Source organism: Stutzerimonas azotifigens DSM 17556, from assembly GCF_000425625.1.
In the GTDB taxonomy this organism is placed as follows: Bacteria; Pseudomonadota; Gammaproteobacteria; order Pseudomonadales; family Pseudomonadaceae; genus Stutzerimonas; species Stutzerimonas azotifigens.
Map to the genome: position 1 here is coordinate 22,293 of NZ_AUDU01000069.1, position 13,997 is coordinate 36,289.

The 13,997-nt window shown below is 67.4% G+C and carries 11 protein-coding genes; 9 read left to right on the forward strand and 2 right to left on the reverse strand.

What is annotated here, in order from left to right:
* Positions 1-77 precede the first annotated feature (77 nt).
* The 6 genes from H610_RS0107365 to H610_RS0107390 all read left to right on the forward strand — a co-directional run bounded on the left by H610_RS0107365 (position 78) and on the right by H610_RS0107390 (position 6,975).
* Complete coding sequence (locus tag H610_RS0107365) at positions 78-1,241, forward strand: acyl-CoA dehydrogenase family protein (RefSeq protein WP_028239075.1); 1,164 nt, start codon at positions 78-80, stop codon at positions 1,239-1,241.
* Between the two features lie 159 nt (positions 1,242-1,400).
* A complete protein-coding gene (locus H610_RS0107370; protein WP_028239076.1) occupies positions 1,401-2,753 on the forward strand; it encodes an MmgE/PrpD family protein in 1,353 nt (450 codons plus the stop codon).
* A 73-nt stretch (positions 2,754-2,826) separates the two neighbouring features.
* Positions 2,827-4,032, forward strand: a complete 1,206-nt coding sequence (locus H610_RS0107375) for a CaiB/BaiF CoA transferase family protein (protein ID WP_028239077.1) — start codon at positions 2,827-2,829, stop codon at positions 4,030-4,032.
* Between the two features lie 17 nt (positions 4,033-4,049).
* Positions 4,050-4,877: an HpcH/HpaI aldolase/citrate lyase family protein gene (locus H610_RS0107380; protein WP_028239078.1), complete on the forward strand. Its 828-nt coding sequence runs from the start codon at positions 4,050-4,052 to the stop codon at positions 4,875-4,877.
* Positions 4,878-4,942: 65 nt separating this feature from the next.
* The gene (gene dctP, locus H610_RS0107385; RefSeq protein ID WP_028239079.1) at positions 4,943-5,938 is read left to right on the forward strand and encodes a C4-dicarboxylate TRAP substrate-binding protein DctP; all 996 of its coding nucleotides are present in this window, start codon (positions 4,943-4,945) and stop codon (positions 5,936-5,938) included.
* A 602-nt stretch (positions 5,939-6,540) separates the two neighbouring features.
* A complete protein-coding gene (locus H610_RS0107390; protein WP_028239080.1) occupies positions 6,541-6,975 on the forward strand; it encodes a VOC family protein in 435 nt (144 codons plus the stop codon).
* Positions 6,976-6,994: 19 nt separating this feature from the next.
* Here H610_RS0107390 and H610_RS0107395 read toward each other — a convergent pair whose 3' ends face one another.
* The gene (locus H610_RS0107395) at positions 6,995-7,924 is read right to left on the reverse strand and encodes a hydroxymethylglutaryl-CoA lyase (protein WP_028239081.1); all 930 of its coding nucleotides are present in this window, start codon (positions 7,922-7,924) and stop codon (positions 6,995-6,997) included.
* A gap of 219 nt (positions 7,925-8,143) precedes the next feature.
* Positions 8,144-9,346 (reverse strand): CaiB/BaiF CoA transferase family protein, encoded by a 1,203-nt coding sequence (locus H610_RS0107400; RefSeq protein ID WP_028239082.1) that lies wholly within the window; start codon positions 9,344-9,346, stop codon positions 8,144-8,146.
* A gap of 137 nt (positions 9,347-9,483) precedes the next feature.
* Here H610_RS0107400 and H610_RS0107405 point away from each other — a divergent pair, with 137 nt between their 5' ends.
* The 3 genes from H610_RS0107405 to acs all read left to right on the forward strand — a co-directional run.
* Positions 9,484-10,380, forward strand: coding sequence for a LysR family transcriptional regulator (locus H610_RS0107405; protein WP_028239083.1), 897 nt, complete (start codon positions 9,484-9,486; stop codon positions 10,378-10,380).
* A 119-nt stretch (positions 10,381-10,499) separates the two neighbouring features.
* Entirely contained in the window at positions 10,500-11,504 is a 1,005-nt protein-coding gene (locus H610_RS0107410; RefSeq protein WP_028239084.1) for a TRAP transporter substrate-binding protein, read from the forward strand.
* Between the two features lie 604 nt (positions 11,505-12,108).
* Positions 12,109-13,997 (forward strand): acetate--CoA ligase (gene acs, locus H610_RS0107415; protein ID WP_028239085.1); only part of this gene is annotated, 1,889 nt, incomplete at its 3' end.

The window sequence follows — 13,997 nt, forward strand, 5'->3', positions numbered from 1 at the left end:
GCCCCTTGTTCGTGAATCGAGGCGGCAGCCATTCGCGAGCAAGCTCGCTCCTACAAAAGAATTTTCGAGGAACCGAGATGAATCCGTACCTGAACGACGAATACAACGCCATCCGCGAAGGCGTGCGCGCCCTCTGCGCCGAATTCCCCGCCGAATACTGGCGCAAGATCGACGAGGAGAAGGGCTTTCCCGAGGAATTCGTCAAGGCCATGACCGAAGCCGGCTGGCTGTCGGCGATGATCCCGGAAGAATACGGCGGCTCGGGCCTGGGCCTGGCCGAAGCCTCTATCATCCTCGAGGAAGTGAACCGCTGCGGCGGCAACTCCGGCACCATTCACGGCCAGATGTACAACATGTTCACCCTGCTGCGAAACGGCAGCGACGAGCAGAAGGGCTACTACCTGCCCAAGCTGGCCAGCGGCGAGCTGCGCCTGCAGTCCATGGGCGTGACCGAGCCGACCACCGGCACCGACACCACCAAGATCAAGACCACGGCGGTGAAGCAGGGAGACAAGTACGTCATCAACGGCCAGAAGGTCTGGATCTCGCGCATCCAGCACTCCGACCTGATGATCCTGCTGGCCCGCACCACGCCCCTGGCCGAGGTGAAGAAGAAGGCCGACGGCATGTCCATCTTCCTGGTCAACCTGCGCGAAGCCATCGGCAACGGCCTGACCGTGCAGCCGATCGCCAACATGGTCAACCACGAGACCAACGAGCTGTTCTTCGACAACCTGGAAATCCCGGCCAGCAGCCTGATCGGCGAAGAAGGCAAGGGCTTCCGCTACATCCTCGACGGCCTCAATGCCGAGCGCACCCTGATCGCCGCCGAGTGCATCGGCGACGGCCGCTGGTTCACCGAGAAGTCGGCGCAGTACGCCCGCGACCGCGTGGTGTTCGGCCGCCCGATCGGCCAGAACCAGGGCGTGCAGTTCCCGATCGCCGAGGCGCACATCGAGATCGAGGCCGCCGACCTGATGCGCTGGCGCGCCTGTGAGGAGTACGACGCCGGCCGCAACGCCGGGGCCGCGGCCAACATGGCCAAGTACCTGGCCGCCAAGGCGTCCTGGGAAGCGGCCAACGCCTGCCTGCAGACCCACGGCGGTTTCGGCTTCGCCAACGAATACGACGTCGAGCGCAAATTCCGCGAGACCCGCCTGTACCAGGTGGCGCCGATCTCCACCAACCTGATCCTGTCGTACGTGTCCGAGCACCTGCTCGAGCTGCCGCGTTCGTTCTGACGGAGCGGCCGTAGGGTGGAAAACGACCGCAGGTCTTTTCCACCGAGACCGATGATGCAGACGCGTGGAAAAGGCTTCGCCGTTTTCCGCCCTACGAATGATGACGCCGGCGATGGGGCCGAACCCATCGAGTGGTCCAACCCAATGGAGTCAACCGAAATGAGCCAGCACACCCAGGCACTCACCGAGTTCCTCGCCGGCCTGACCTACGAGCAGATCCCCAATCAGGTACTGGCGCGCACCGAAGACCTGTTCCTCGACTGGCTGGCCTCCGCGCTGGCCAGCCAGGGCGCGCACCCGATCCCGCTGTTCGAGCGCTACGCCGAGAAGATGGGCCCGGCCGACGGCCCGGCGCACATCTTCGTCAGCGGCAAGGGCAGCTCGGCCTATTTCGCCGCGCTGGTCAACGGCGCCAGCTCGCACCTGGTCGAGCAGGACGACCTGCACAACAGCTCCGTGCTGCACCCGGCCACCGTGGTCTTCCCCGCTGCGCTGGCCGCCGCGCAGGACCTCGGCAAGTCCGGCCGCGAGCTGCTGCTGGCGTCGGTCGCCGGCTACGAGGCGGGCATCCGCATCGGCGAGTTCCTCGGTCGCTCGCACTACCGCATCTTCCATACCACCGCCACGGTCGGCACCCTGGCCGCCGCGGTGGCGGTCGGCAAGCTGCTGGATTTCGACCAGGCGCAGTTCACCAACCTGCTCGGCAGCGCCGGCACCCAGGCCGCGGGGCTGTGGGAGTTCCTCCGCGACGCCGCCGACTCCAAGCAGCTGCACACCGCCAAGGCGGCCGCCGACGGCCTGCTGGCCGCCTACCTGACCGCCGAGGGGCTGACCGGCGCGAAGAACATCCTCGAAGGCGATCAGGGCATGGCCGCCGGCATGTCCAGCGACGCCGACCCGAGCAAGCTGTCCGACCGCCTCGGCAGCCGTTGGGCGCTGGTGGAGACCTCCTTCAAGTTCCACGCGTCCTGCCGCCACACCCATCCGGCCGCCGATGCCCTGCTCGAGCTGATGCAGCGCGAAGGCCTGCGCGCCGAGGAAATCCGCAGCGTGACCGCGCGCGTGCACCAGGGCGCCATCGACGTGCTCGGCCGCGTGACCGTGCCGCAGACGGTGCACCAGGCGAAGTTCTCCATGGGTACGGTGCTCGGCCTGATCGCCGTGCACGGCAAGGCCGGCCTGCCGGAATTCCACACCCTGGCGCTCACCGACGAGGCGGTCTCGGCCTTCCGCGACAAGGTCTCGATGGTGCTCGACCCGGAGGTCGACGGCGCCTATCCGGCCCGCTGGCTCGGCCGCGTCACGCTGGAGACCACCGACGGCCGCACCCTGCAGGCCGCGGTCGACGACCCCAAGGGCGACCCGGGCAACACGCTCAGCCGCGCCGAGCTGGAGGACAAGTTCCGCCGCCTGGTGCAATTCTCCGGCGCGCGCAGCGCGGACGAGGCGGGCCAACTGATCGAAAGGGTCTGGCGCCTGCGCGACACCAACGACCTGAGCGTTCTGGCCTGACGGCTTCGAACCGGCACTCTTTCGTAGGGTGGGCTTCAGCCCACCGGACAGACGAACAGGCAGGAAAAGAACTATGAGCGATACCGCAGCCAAACCCCGTCCCCTGGACGGCATCACCGTGATCAGCCTCGAGCACGCCATCGCCGCGCCGTTCTGTACGCGCCAACTGGCCGACCTCGGCGCCCGGGTGATCAAGATCGAGCGGCCCGGCGTCGGCGACTTCGCCCGCGGCTACGACGAGCGCGTCAAGGGGCTGGCCTCCCATTTCGTCTGGACCAACCGCTCCAAGGAAAGCCTGGCCCTGGACCTCAAGGCCGCCGAGGCCGGCGAGGTGCTCGACGCGCTGCTGGCCAAGGCCGACGTGCTGGTGCAGAACCTCGCGCCCGGCGCCGCGGCGCGCATGGGCCTGTCGTTCGAGGCGCTGCACGCGCGTTTCCCGAGGCTGGTCGTCTGCGACATCTCCGGCTACGGCGAAGGCGGTCCCTACGAGCAGAAGAAGGCCTACGACCTGCTGATCCAGAGCGAAGGCGGGTTCCTCTCCGTGACCGGCGGGCCGGGCGAGGAGGAAATGGCCAAGGCCGGCTGCTCGATCGCCGACATCGCCGCCGGCATGTACGCCTACACCGGCGTGCTCTCGGCGCTGATGCTGCGCGACAAGACCGGCGAAGGCAGCCGGGTCGACGTGTCGATGCTCGAAAGCCTGGTCGAGTGGATGGGCTATCCGCTGTACTACGCCTACGACGGCGCACCGCCGCCGCCGCGTGCCGGTGCGGCGCATGCCACCATCTATCCCTACGGGCCGTTCCCGGCCGGCGATGGCGGAACCGTCATGCTGGGGCTGCAGAACGAGCGCGAATGGGGCCTCTTCTGCGAGAAGGTGCTGCTGCAGCCTGAGCTGGCCAGGGACGAGCGCTTCTCGGCGAACTTCAAGCGCTCCGAGAACCGTGCGGCGCTGCGTGCGATCATCGTCGAGAGCTTCGCCAGCCTGACCGCCGAGCAGGTGATCGAGCGGCTGGAAGCGGCCTCGATCGCCAACGCCCACGTCAACGACATGGCCGGCGTCTGGGCTCATCCGCAACTGAAGGCGCGCCAGCGCTGGAGCGAGGTGGGCAGTCCCTCCGGCACGCTGCCGGCGCTGCTGCCGCCGGGGCGCAATACCGCCTTCGAGCCGCGCATGGACCCGATTCCGGCGCTGGGCGAACACACCGATCGCGTGCTCGCCGAACTGGGCTACACGGCCGCCGACATCGAACGCATCACCGGCCGCCGAGCCGGCTGAAGGGCAAAGGACATCCCATGACCGAACAGATCATCCGTAGCGCGCTCTTCGTCCCGGCGACCCGCCCCGAGCGCATCCCCAAGGCGCTCGCCAGCGGTGCCGACGTCGTCATCGTCGACCTCGAGGACGCGGTGCAGGAGAGCCTGAAGGAGCAGGCGCGGGCCAACCTCGACGCCTCCCTCAGCGAAAACCCAGAGGCCCGCGTGCTGGTGCGGGTCAACTCGGCCGGGCACGCCGGGCATGCCGCCGACCTGGCGCTGTGCCAGCGGCACGCCAACGTCAGCGCGGTGCTGCTGCCCAAGGTCGAGAGCGCCGCCCAGGTCGAACGCGTGGCGGCCTGCGGCAAGCCGGTCTGGCCGATCGTCGAAAGCGCGCTCGGCCTGTTCGAGTTGCCAACGATCGCCAGCGCCCAGGGCATCGAACGGTTGTCGTTCGGTGCGCTGGATCTCGGACTCGATCTTGGTCTGGCTAGTGGAAGCGCAGCGGCAGAGCGTATCCTTGACCATGCTCGTTATGCGATCCTGCTGCACTCGCGCATCGCCGCGCTGGCCGCACCGCTCGACAGCGTGTTCCCCGACATCAAGAACGTGGAGGGGCTCGCCCGGGCGGCGGCCGATGCAGCCGACATGGGGTTCGGCGGATTGCTCTGCATCCACCCCAGCCAGGTGGCGGTGGTGCACGAGGCCTTGATGCCCAGCACCGACGAACTGGCCTGGGCACAGCGGGTCTTGGCTGCGGGCGCTTCCGGTGACGGGGTGTTCGTGGTCGACGGGCAGATGGTCGACGCACCGGTGATCGGTCGCGCTCGCCGTCTGCTGCAGCGGGCGGGGCGCTCGGTCGGTTGATCGACGCCACGTCTGAAACACACATACCAACTCGTCAACAATCGACAACAACAAGAGGTATCACAATGCTCAAGCAAACCGTCAAGGCGCTCGCCTGTGCTGTTTCGATCGGTCTCGCCGGCCTGGCTCACGCCGCCGACCCGATCGTCATCAAGTTTTCGCACGTGGTCGCAGACAACACGCCCAAGGGCCAAGGCGCGCAGATGTTCAAGAAGCTCGCCGAAGAACGCCTGCCCGGCAAGGTGAAGGTCGAGGTGTATCCGAACTCCTCGCTGTTCGGCGACGGCAAGGAGATGGAAGCCCTGCTGCTCGGCGACGTGCAGATGCTGGCGCCCTCGCTGGCGAAGTTCGAGCCGTACGCCAAGTCGGTGCAGATCTTCGACCTGCCGTTCCTGTTCGACGACATCAACGCGGTTGACCGCTTCCAGGCCAGCGATGCCGGCAAGCAGCTGCTCAACAGCATGCGCGACAAGAACATCACCGGCCTGGCCTACTGGCACAACGGGATGAAGCAGCTGTCGGCGAACAAGCCGATGCGCGAACCGAAGGACGCTCGCGGCCTGAAGTTCCGCGTGCAGGCTTCCAACGTGCTGGAAGAGCAGTTCAAGGCGCTGCGCGCCAACCCGCGCAAGATGAGCTTCGCCGAGGTCTACCAAGGCCTGCAGACCGGCGTGGTCAACGGCACCGAGAACACCTGGTCGAACTACTACAGCCAGAAGGTGCATGAAGTTCAGCCGTACTTCACCCACTCCGACCACGGCGTGATCGACTACATGGTGATCACCAACACCCAGTTCTGGGACGGCCTGCCGGAAGACGTACGCGGCGAGCTGGAAAAGATCATGGAAGAGGTCACCGTCGCGGTGAACAAGCAGGCCGACGATCTGAACCAGGAAGCCCGCGCAGCCATCGAGAAGGCCGGCACCAGCGAGATCATCGAACTGACCTCGGAACAGCGCGAAGAATGGCGTGAAGCCATGGCGCCGGTCTGGAAGAAGTTCGAGAACGAGATCGGTGCCGACCTGATCAAGGCCGCCCAGGACTCCAACCAGGCCAACTGAGCCGGGCTGCCCGAACGGCTCCCACTCTGCGCACAGGCGCAGGCGTTGGTGCCGAACGGGGGTTCGTCGCAGGTTGACTGCGCCTGTCGGGCGCCGGGACGTTCGGAAGCCGGATGCCGCCTTCGCGGCATCTGCAACCTGTCCCGGCGCGACGCCACGGTGCAGTGAGGCGTCCTCTAGGAGGGGCCAGGGTGAGGGGACGCGTTTCCCTCGTCCGCCCCTGCGGAAGGGGGACGCGCCGAAATCCGTAGTTGGGCCGGGCGGCGCTCCGCTTCAGCCCACCACGTGGCCTGCATTGGTGGGCTAAAGCCCACCCTACGGTGCTTGTCCGCGCGTGGCGGAAGGGCACAGACGCCCGACCTTCCCCTGTAGGAGCAGGCTCTGCCTGCGACCGGGGCCCCGCCATTAATCCTCAAACCGATCGATCCTCTCTCCGGGAGGCTGTCGCCGGTTCGGTGTGCCTGATCCTTATTTCGGGCCGTATTTCCTCTGCAAGGTCGCAAGCAGAACTTGCTCCTACAGAGTTTGGCTCCGGCTAACCTCTATCGCACCAATCCATGCGACGCGAGCGCGGCCGCACCGGCCGAGCGCTGGAGGACCCGATGAAACCCCGCATCAGCGTAATCACCCTGGCCGTGGACGACCTGTCGCGGGCGGTCCGCTTCTACCGCGACGGGCTGGGCCTGCGCACCGAGGGCATCGTCGGCGAGCAGTTCGAGCACGGCGCGGTGGCCTTCTTCGACCTGCAGGCCGGGCTGAAGCTGGCGCTGTGGCCGCGCGGCAGCCTGGCCCACGATTCGGGGCTGGCGCCCGGCCCGGCGAGCGCGACCGAGTTCAGCCTGGGGCACAACGTCGCCAGCCGGGAAGAGGTCGATGCGGTGATGGCGCAGGCGACGGACGCCGGCGCGCGGCTGGTCAAGGCCGCCGCCGACACCTTCTGGGGCGGCTACGCCGGCTACTTCCAGGACCCGGACGGACACCTCTGGGAAGTCGTCTGGAACCCGGCATTGCTGCCGGACGAGGCGGGCGGCGCCTGACGCCCGCCGTGCACGGCGCTCAGGCGGTGGCGTCCATCCATTTCGGCCGCGGATAGCGGCGGTCGGACTTGCCGGCCTTGAGAATCGCCCCGGGCACCTCGTGGCCGATCAGACCGGGCAGGCTGGCGGCGGCTTCCAGCAGCCGGTCGAGGTCGACGCCGGTGTCCAGGCCCATGCGCTGGAACATGTGCACCAGGTCCTCGGTGCAGATGTTGCCGCTGGCGCCCGGCGCGTAGGGGCAGCCGCCGAGGCCGCCGAGCGAGGCGTCGAAGCGGTCGATGCCGGCGTTCAGCGCCGCCACCGCGTTGGCCAGGCCCATGCCACGGGTGTTGTGGAAGTGTGCGGTGAACACCGTCTGCGGCCAGCGCCGGCGGGCCTCCCCGCAGATGCGCCCGACCTGCGCGGGGTCGGCCATGCCGGTGGTGTCGCACAGGGTCACGCCCTGCACGCCGATGTCCAGCAGCTTCTGCACCAGTTCGTAGACGCGCGCCTCCGGCACCTCGCCTTCGAAGGGGCAGCCGAAGGTGGTGGACAGCGAGGCGTTGACGAAGACGCCGCTGCCGCGGGTGACCTCGATGATCGCCTTGAACTGCTCCAGCGACTGCTCGGGCGTCATGCGCAGGTTGGCCAGTCCGTGGGTATCGCTGGCCGACATCACCAGGTTGATCTCGTCCACGTCGCAGGACAGCGCGCGCTCGCAGCCCTTCACGTTCGGCACCAGCACGGTGTATTCCACGCCCGGCACGCGACGGATGCCGCGCATCACCTCTTCGGCGTCGCGCAGGTTGGGGATGGCCTTGGGCGAGGTGAAGGAGGTCACCTCGATCTTCGCCAGTCCGGTTTCGGAAAGGCAGTCGATCAGCGCGATCTTGTCCTCGGTGGGGACGAAGGCCGGTTCGATCTGGAAGCCGTCGCGGGTGGCGACTTCCTGGATGTAGATTCGAGTCATTTCTGTGTTCTCCAATCAGGCAAGCCTTGGATGGCTCGTGCGTGAGCGAGTGCAATCCTGTTCGCGAGCAAGGACTCGGCGTTCCCCTCGCATCTACGAGAGCGGCGTGTGGCCTCGTTCCGCAAGGCGCAGGCGAAGGCGATACGTTCTGGCTGGATCCGCCGAAGAGGTGCGGAACACTCGTCCAGCCTCCAGCCTCCAGCCTCCAGCCTCCAGCCGTCAAACGATCCCGCGCTCGCGCAGGCCGCGGACCTGTTCGTCGGTCAGGCCCAGCCCGGCGAGCACGTCTTCGGTGTGCTCGCCGAGCCGCGGACCGCCCTCGCCGAGGCGGCCGGGCGTGCGGCTGAGCTTGGGCAGCACGCCCGGCACCTTCAGCGGGCCGGCCACGGTCTGCACGGTCTCGATCATGCGCCGCGCCAGGTAGTGCGGGTCGGCGACGATGTCGGCGGCGGTGTACGGATAGCCGGCCGGCACGCGTACCTCGTTGAGCGCGGCGAGCACCTCGTCGCGCCCGCGCCCCGAAGTCCATTCGGCGATCGCCGAATCGATCAGCTCGGCATGCTGGCTGCGCCCGTCGTTGTGCGCCAGGCGCGGGTCCTCGGCCAGGTCCTGGCGGCCGATCAACGTCATCAGGCGCTTGTAAATGCTGTCGCCGTTGCCGGCGATGAGCACGTAGGTGCCGTCCTGGCAGGGGTAGGAATTCGACGGAGTGATGCCGGGCAGGGCGCTGCCGGCCGGCTCGCGGACGTAGCCGAAGGCGTCGTATTCGGGAACCAGGCTTTCCATCATGCCGAACACCGACTCGTACAGCGCCACGTCGATCATCTGGCCCTGGCCGCTGCGCTGGCGCTCCTGCAGGGCCAGCAGGATGCCGATCACGCCGTAGAGCGAGGACAGCGAGTCGCCGATGCTGACCCCGACCCGCACCGGCGGCTGGCCCGGGTAGCCGGAGAGGTGCCTCAGGCCACCCATGGCTTCGCCGATCACCCCGAAGCCGGGGCGGTCGCGATAAGGGCCGGTCTGCCCGTAGCCGGAGATGCGCAGCATGATCAGCCGCGGGTTGAGCGCCGACAGCGCCTCCCAGCCCATGCCCCATTCCTCCAGGGTGCCGGGACGGAAGTTCTCGATCAGGATGTCCGCCTCGGCGATCAGCCGGCGGGCGACGTCCTGGCCTTCGGCCTGCTTGAGGTCGAGGGTGACCGAGCGCTTGTTGCGCGACTGCACGTGCCACCAGAGCGAGGTGCCGTCCTTGATCTTGCGCCACTTGCGCAGCGGGTCGCCGACCTGCGGCGGTTCGATCTTCACCACCTCGGCGCCGAACTCGCCGAGCAGCTTGCTGGCGAACGGGCCGGCGATCAGCTGCCCCATTTCCACCACCTTGAGGCCCTGCAAGGGCAGGCCGGCCTGTGTGGGCTCCGTCATCGCGATTCCTCCGGTATTGCTCGTGGCAGGCAGGATGGCGCAGAGCCCGGCGGGGAACAATTGTCCGATCGCCAAGCTTGCCTTCGCATTACGCGAAGTTGAGACTGTGGCGCCTGTCGCAACCGCTCGGAGGGCGCATGCGTCGCGTCGATTTCGTCACCCTCAAGCTGTTCATCTCGGTCGCCGACGCGCGCAGCCTGACCCGCGCCGCCGAGCGCGAGCACCTGGCGCTGGCGGCGGTGAGCAAGCGCATCAGCGACCTGGAGAGCCAGCTCGGCATCACCTTGCTCTATCGCCAGCCCAAGGGCGTCGAGCTGACGCCGGCCGGCCACGCGCTGCTGCATCACGCGCGCAACCTGATGGACAACCTCGGGCGCATGCAGGCCGACCTCTCGGAGTTCAGCGAGGGGGTCAAGGGCCATGTGCGCATCCACGCCAACACCTCGGCGGTGATCGAGTTCCTGCCCGAGGACCTCAGCGCCTTCTGCCGTCGGCATCCCGAAGTGAAGATCGACCTGGAGGAGCGCGTCAGCAGCGAGACCCTGCGCGCCGTGCGCGAGGGGCTGACCGACATCGGCGTGTTCGCCGGGCACATGCCGGCCGACGAACTGACCGTCTACCCGTACCGCCAGGACCAGCTGTGCCTGGTCACCCCGCGCGAGCACCCGCTGGCCGGGCACGCGGCGCTGGCGCTGAAGGACGCGGTAGGCTTCGACTTCATCGGCCTGCAGCAGGACGCCTCGCTGCACGCCCTGCTGCAGCACACCGCGCATCAGCTCGGCGCGGCGCTGCGGCTGCGCATCCAGGTGCGCAGCTTCGAGGCGATCTGCCGGATGATCCACACCGGCATGGGCCTCGGCGTGCTGCCGGAGAAGGTGGTACGCAACTATCTGCCGGCGCTCGACGTGGCGGTGATCCCGCTCACCGACCCCTGGGCGCGGCGCGAACTGAAGGTGGCGGTGCGCAGCCTGGAGGGCCTGTCGGTGACAGCGCGGCAGATGCTCGAACACCTGACCGGCTCGCCCGCGACCTGAGCTGCCTTCGTCGTTGACGAAAGCGGCGTTGGCCAAATGTCAATTTAGCCCCTGGTACCCCTGCGCTAGATTCGCTCCTGCCCAATGGCCCGAACAACTACAAGACAGGAGCTTCACCCATGGCACGATTCCCCTTTCGCCGGGCGGTCCGGCTGCTTGCCGGCAGCGCCGTGCTCGGCCTGCTTTCGGCACAGGCCTTCGCCGATCCGATTCTGATCAAGTTCTCCCACATCACCGCCGACAGCACGCCCAAGGGGCAGGGCGCGCTGATGTTCGAGAAGCTGGTGGAAGAACGCCTGCCGGGCAAGGTGGAGGTGCAGGTGTACGCCAACTCCTCGCTGTACGGCGACGGCAAGGAAATGGAGGCGCTGCTGCTCAACGAGGTGCAGATGCTCGCCCCGGCGCCGTCCAAGCTGGAGCAGTACACCAAGCAGCTGCAGCTGTTCGACATGATGTTCCTGTTCGACGACATGGCCGCCGCCCAGCGCTTCCAGCAGTCGGACAAGGGCCGGGCGATGCTGCGCTCGATGGAGGACAAGGGCATCACCGGGCTGGCCTACTGGCTCAACGGCATGCGCCAGTTCACCGCCAACAAGCCGCTGCGCGAGCCGTTCGATGCCCGCGGGCTGAAGTTCCGCGTGCAGCCCTCCGACCTGCAGGCCGAGCAGTACAGCGCACTGCGCGCGGTGCCGCGCAAGATGAGCTTCGCCGAGATCTACCAGGGTCTGCAGACCGGCGTGGTCAACGCCCAGGACAACCCCTGGTCGAACATCTATACGCAGAAGTACTTCGAAGTGCAGAAGTACATGACCGAGTCCGACCATGCCATCGGCAACTACGTGCTGATCACCAACACCCGCTTCTGGCGGAGCCTGCCGGACGACATCCGTACCGAACTCGAGGCCATCGTCGAGGAGGTCACCGCCGAGGTGAACCGCCAGGCCGCGGCGCTGAACGAGAAGGCCAAGCAGGACATCATCGCCACCGGCAAGAGCGAGCTGATCACCCTGACGCCGGAGCAGCGCGCCGCCTGGCGCGAGGCGGTCAAGCCGGCCTGGAAGAAGTTCGAAGCCGACATCGGCCCCGACCTGATCCAGGCCGCCCAGGCCGCCAACCAGCGCTGAGGCCGCAGTTGGGCTTCGCCGCCTGCGGCGAAGCCCAACGTTCATTCCAGATCGAGGCCGGCTCGAGCCTGACGCGGTGGCCCGTGGCTTCGCTGCGCCCGACCCAACCTGACCGTGGCGCGAACGAGTCTCCAACCTTATTCGCGGCCAAAGGCGCTCCCACCGTCGAAAAGTCATGCACGTGGCCCTGGCTGGCGATATCGCCGCGAGGGCGCGCCTCCCACGGGGTCCGGTGGGCACTGCTGCTTTTGTGGGAGGCCCGCCCTCGGGGCGGCGCTTCTTGTGGGCGGTCTTGACCGAACGAGTCTCCGCCATGCATTCGCGGCCAAAGTCACTCCACGCAGGCCGATCGCGGGTGCGCCGTACGCACCTCCCGGCCCATTCGCGCAGCTGCAAATCCCAACGTCATCTCCACACGCACCAAGCGCAGCGGCGCCTGTCTCAGTGGTACGGCAGCGCATCGCCCCAGCGACTATGCTGATGCAGTGCGATGCCTGTGCTACCGCCCCGCCTGACCGCCCGTTCGAACTATGGTCGTATGGTCGCGTCCGCCGCGCAGGGCTAGAACTGCTGGCAAACAAGATAATAAAGAGGTGACGAACCCATGACTGCTGCGTCCCTGTATCCCGTGCGTGCCGAAGTAGCGGCCCGGACGCTCACCGACGAGGCCACCTACAAGGCCATGTACCAGCAATCGGTGGTCAACCCCGACGGTTTCTGGCGCGAGCAGGCGCAGCGCCTGGACTGGATCAAGCCGTTCACCAAGGTCAAGCAGACCTCCTTCGACGATCACCACGTCGACATCAAGTGGTTCGCCGACGGCACCCTCAATGTCTCCTACAACTGCCTGGACCGCCACCTCGACGAGCGCGGCGACCAGGTGGCGATCATCTGGGAAGGCGACGACCCGTCCGAACACAAGGAAATCACCTACCGCGAACTGCACGAGCAGGTGAGCAAGTTCGCCAACGCGCTGCGCGGCCAGGACGTGCACCGCGGCGACGTGGTGACCATCTACATGCCCATGATTCCCGAGGCCGCCGTCGCCATGCTCGCCTGTGCGCGCATCGGCGCGATCCATTCGGTGGTGTTCGGCGGCTTCTCGCCTGAGGCGCTGGCCGGGCGCATCATCGACGGTCGCTCGAAGGTGGTGATCACCGCGGACGAAGGCCTGCGCGGCGGCAAGAAGGTCCCGCTGAAGGAGAACGTCGACGAGGCGCTGACCAACCCGCAGACCAGCTGCGTGCAGAAGATCATCGTGGTCAGGCGCACCGGCGGGAACATCAAATGGAACCAGCACCGCGACATCTGGTACGAGGACCTGATGAAGGTCGCCGGCAGCGTCTGCGCACCGAAGGAGATGGGCGCCGAGGAACCGCTGTTCATCCTCTATACGTCCGGCTCGACCGGCAAGCCCAAGGGCGTGCTGCACACCGGCGGGGGCTACCTGCTGTATGCCTCGCTGACCCACGAACGGGTCTTCGACTACCGGCCGGGCGAGATCTACTGGTGCACCGCCGACGTCGGCTGGGTCACCGGCCACAGCTACATCGTCTACGGCCCGCTGGCCAACGGCGCCACCACGCTGATGTTCGAGGGCGTGCCGAACTATCCGGACGTGACCCGGGTGGCGAAGATCATCGACAAGCACAAGGTCAACATTCTCTACACCGCACCGACCGCCATCCGCGCCATGATGGCCCAGGGCAAGGCGGCGGTGGATGGCGCCGACGGCTCCAGCCTGCGCCTGCTCGGCTCGGTGGGCGAACCGATCAACCCGGAGGCCTGGCACTGGTATTACGAGACGGTGGGGCAGGGGCGCTGCCCGATCGTCGACACCTGGTGGCAGACCGAGACCGGCGGCATCCTCATCAGCCCGCTGCCGGGCGCCACGGCGCTCAAGCCCGGCTCGGCCACGCGGCCGTTCTTCGGCGTGGTGCCGGGGCTGGTGGACAATCTGGGGAACCTGCTGGACGGAGCGGCGGAAGGCAACCTGGTGATCCTCGACTCCTGGCCGGGGCAGATGCGCACCATCTACGGCGACCACGATCGCTTCGTCGACACCTACTTCCGCACCTTCCGCGGCATGTACTTCACCGGCGACGGCGCGCGCCGCGACGAGGATGGCTACTACTGGATCACCGGCCGCGTGGACGACGTGCTCAACGTCTCCGGCCACCGCATGGGCACCGCCGAGATCGAAAGCGCCATGGTCGCTCACGCCAAGGTGGCGGAGGCCGCGGTGGTCGGCGTGCCGCATGACCTCAAGGGCCAGGGCATCTACGTCTACGTGACCTTGGTGGCCGGCGAGGAGCCGTCCGAAGAGCTGCGCCAGGAGCTCAGGCAGTGGGTACGCCGGGAGATCGGCCCGATCGCCGTGCCGGACGTGATCCAGTGGGCGCCGGGCCTGCCGAAGACCCGTTCGGGCAAGATCATGCGCCGCATCCTGCGCAAGATCGCCACCGGCGAGTACGACGCGCTCGGCGACATCTC

What these genes read in the sequence shown, in the direction of transcription:
- H610_RS0107365 (WP_028239075.1), top strand. Translation starts at nt 78, where the DNA reads ATGAATCCGTACCTGAACGACGAATACAACGCCATCCGCGAAGGCGTG.
- H610_RS0107380 (WP_028239078.1), top strand. Translation starts at nt 4,050, where the DNA reads ATGACCGAACAGATCATCCGTAGCGCGCTCTTCGTCCCGGCGACCCGC.
- H610_RS0107375 (WP_028239077.1), top strand. Translation starts at nt 2,827, where the DNA reads ATGAGCGATACCGCAGCCAAACCCCGTCCCCTGGACGGCATCACCGTG.
- dctP (WP_028239079.1), top strand. Translation starts at nt 4,943, where the DNA reads ATGCTCAAGCAAACCGTCAAGGCGCTCGCCTGTGCTGTTTCGATCGGT.
- H610_RS0107400 (WP_028239082.1), bottom strand. Translation starts at nt 9,346, where the DNA reads ATGACGGAGCCCACACAGGCCGGCCTGCCCTTGCAGGGCCTCAAGGTG.
- H610_RS0107390 (WP_028239080.1), top strand. Translation starts at nt 6,541, where the DNA reads ATGAAACCCCGCATCAGCGTAATCACCCTGGCCGTGGACGACCTGTCG.
- H610_RS0107405 (WP_028239083.1), top strand. Translation starts at nt 9,484, where the DNA reads ATGCGTCGCGTCGATTTCGTCACCCTCAAGCTGTTCATCTCGGTCGCC.
- H610_RS0107395 (WP_028239081.1), bottom strand. Translation starts at nt 7,924, where the DNA reads ATGACTCGAATCTACATCCAGGAAGTCGCCACCCGCGACGGCTTCCAG.
- H610_RS0107370 (WP_028239076.1), top strand. Translation starts at nt 1,401, where the DNA reads ATGAGCCAGCACACCCAGGCACTCACCGAGTTCCTCGCCGGCCTGACC.
- H610_RS0107410 (WP_028239084.1), top strand. Translation starts at nt 10,500, where the DNA reads ATGGCACGATTCCCCTTTCGCCGGGCGGTCCGGCTGCTTGCCGGCAGC.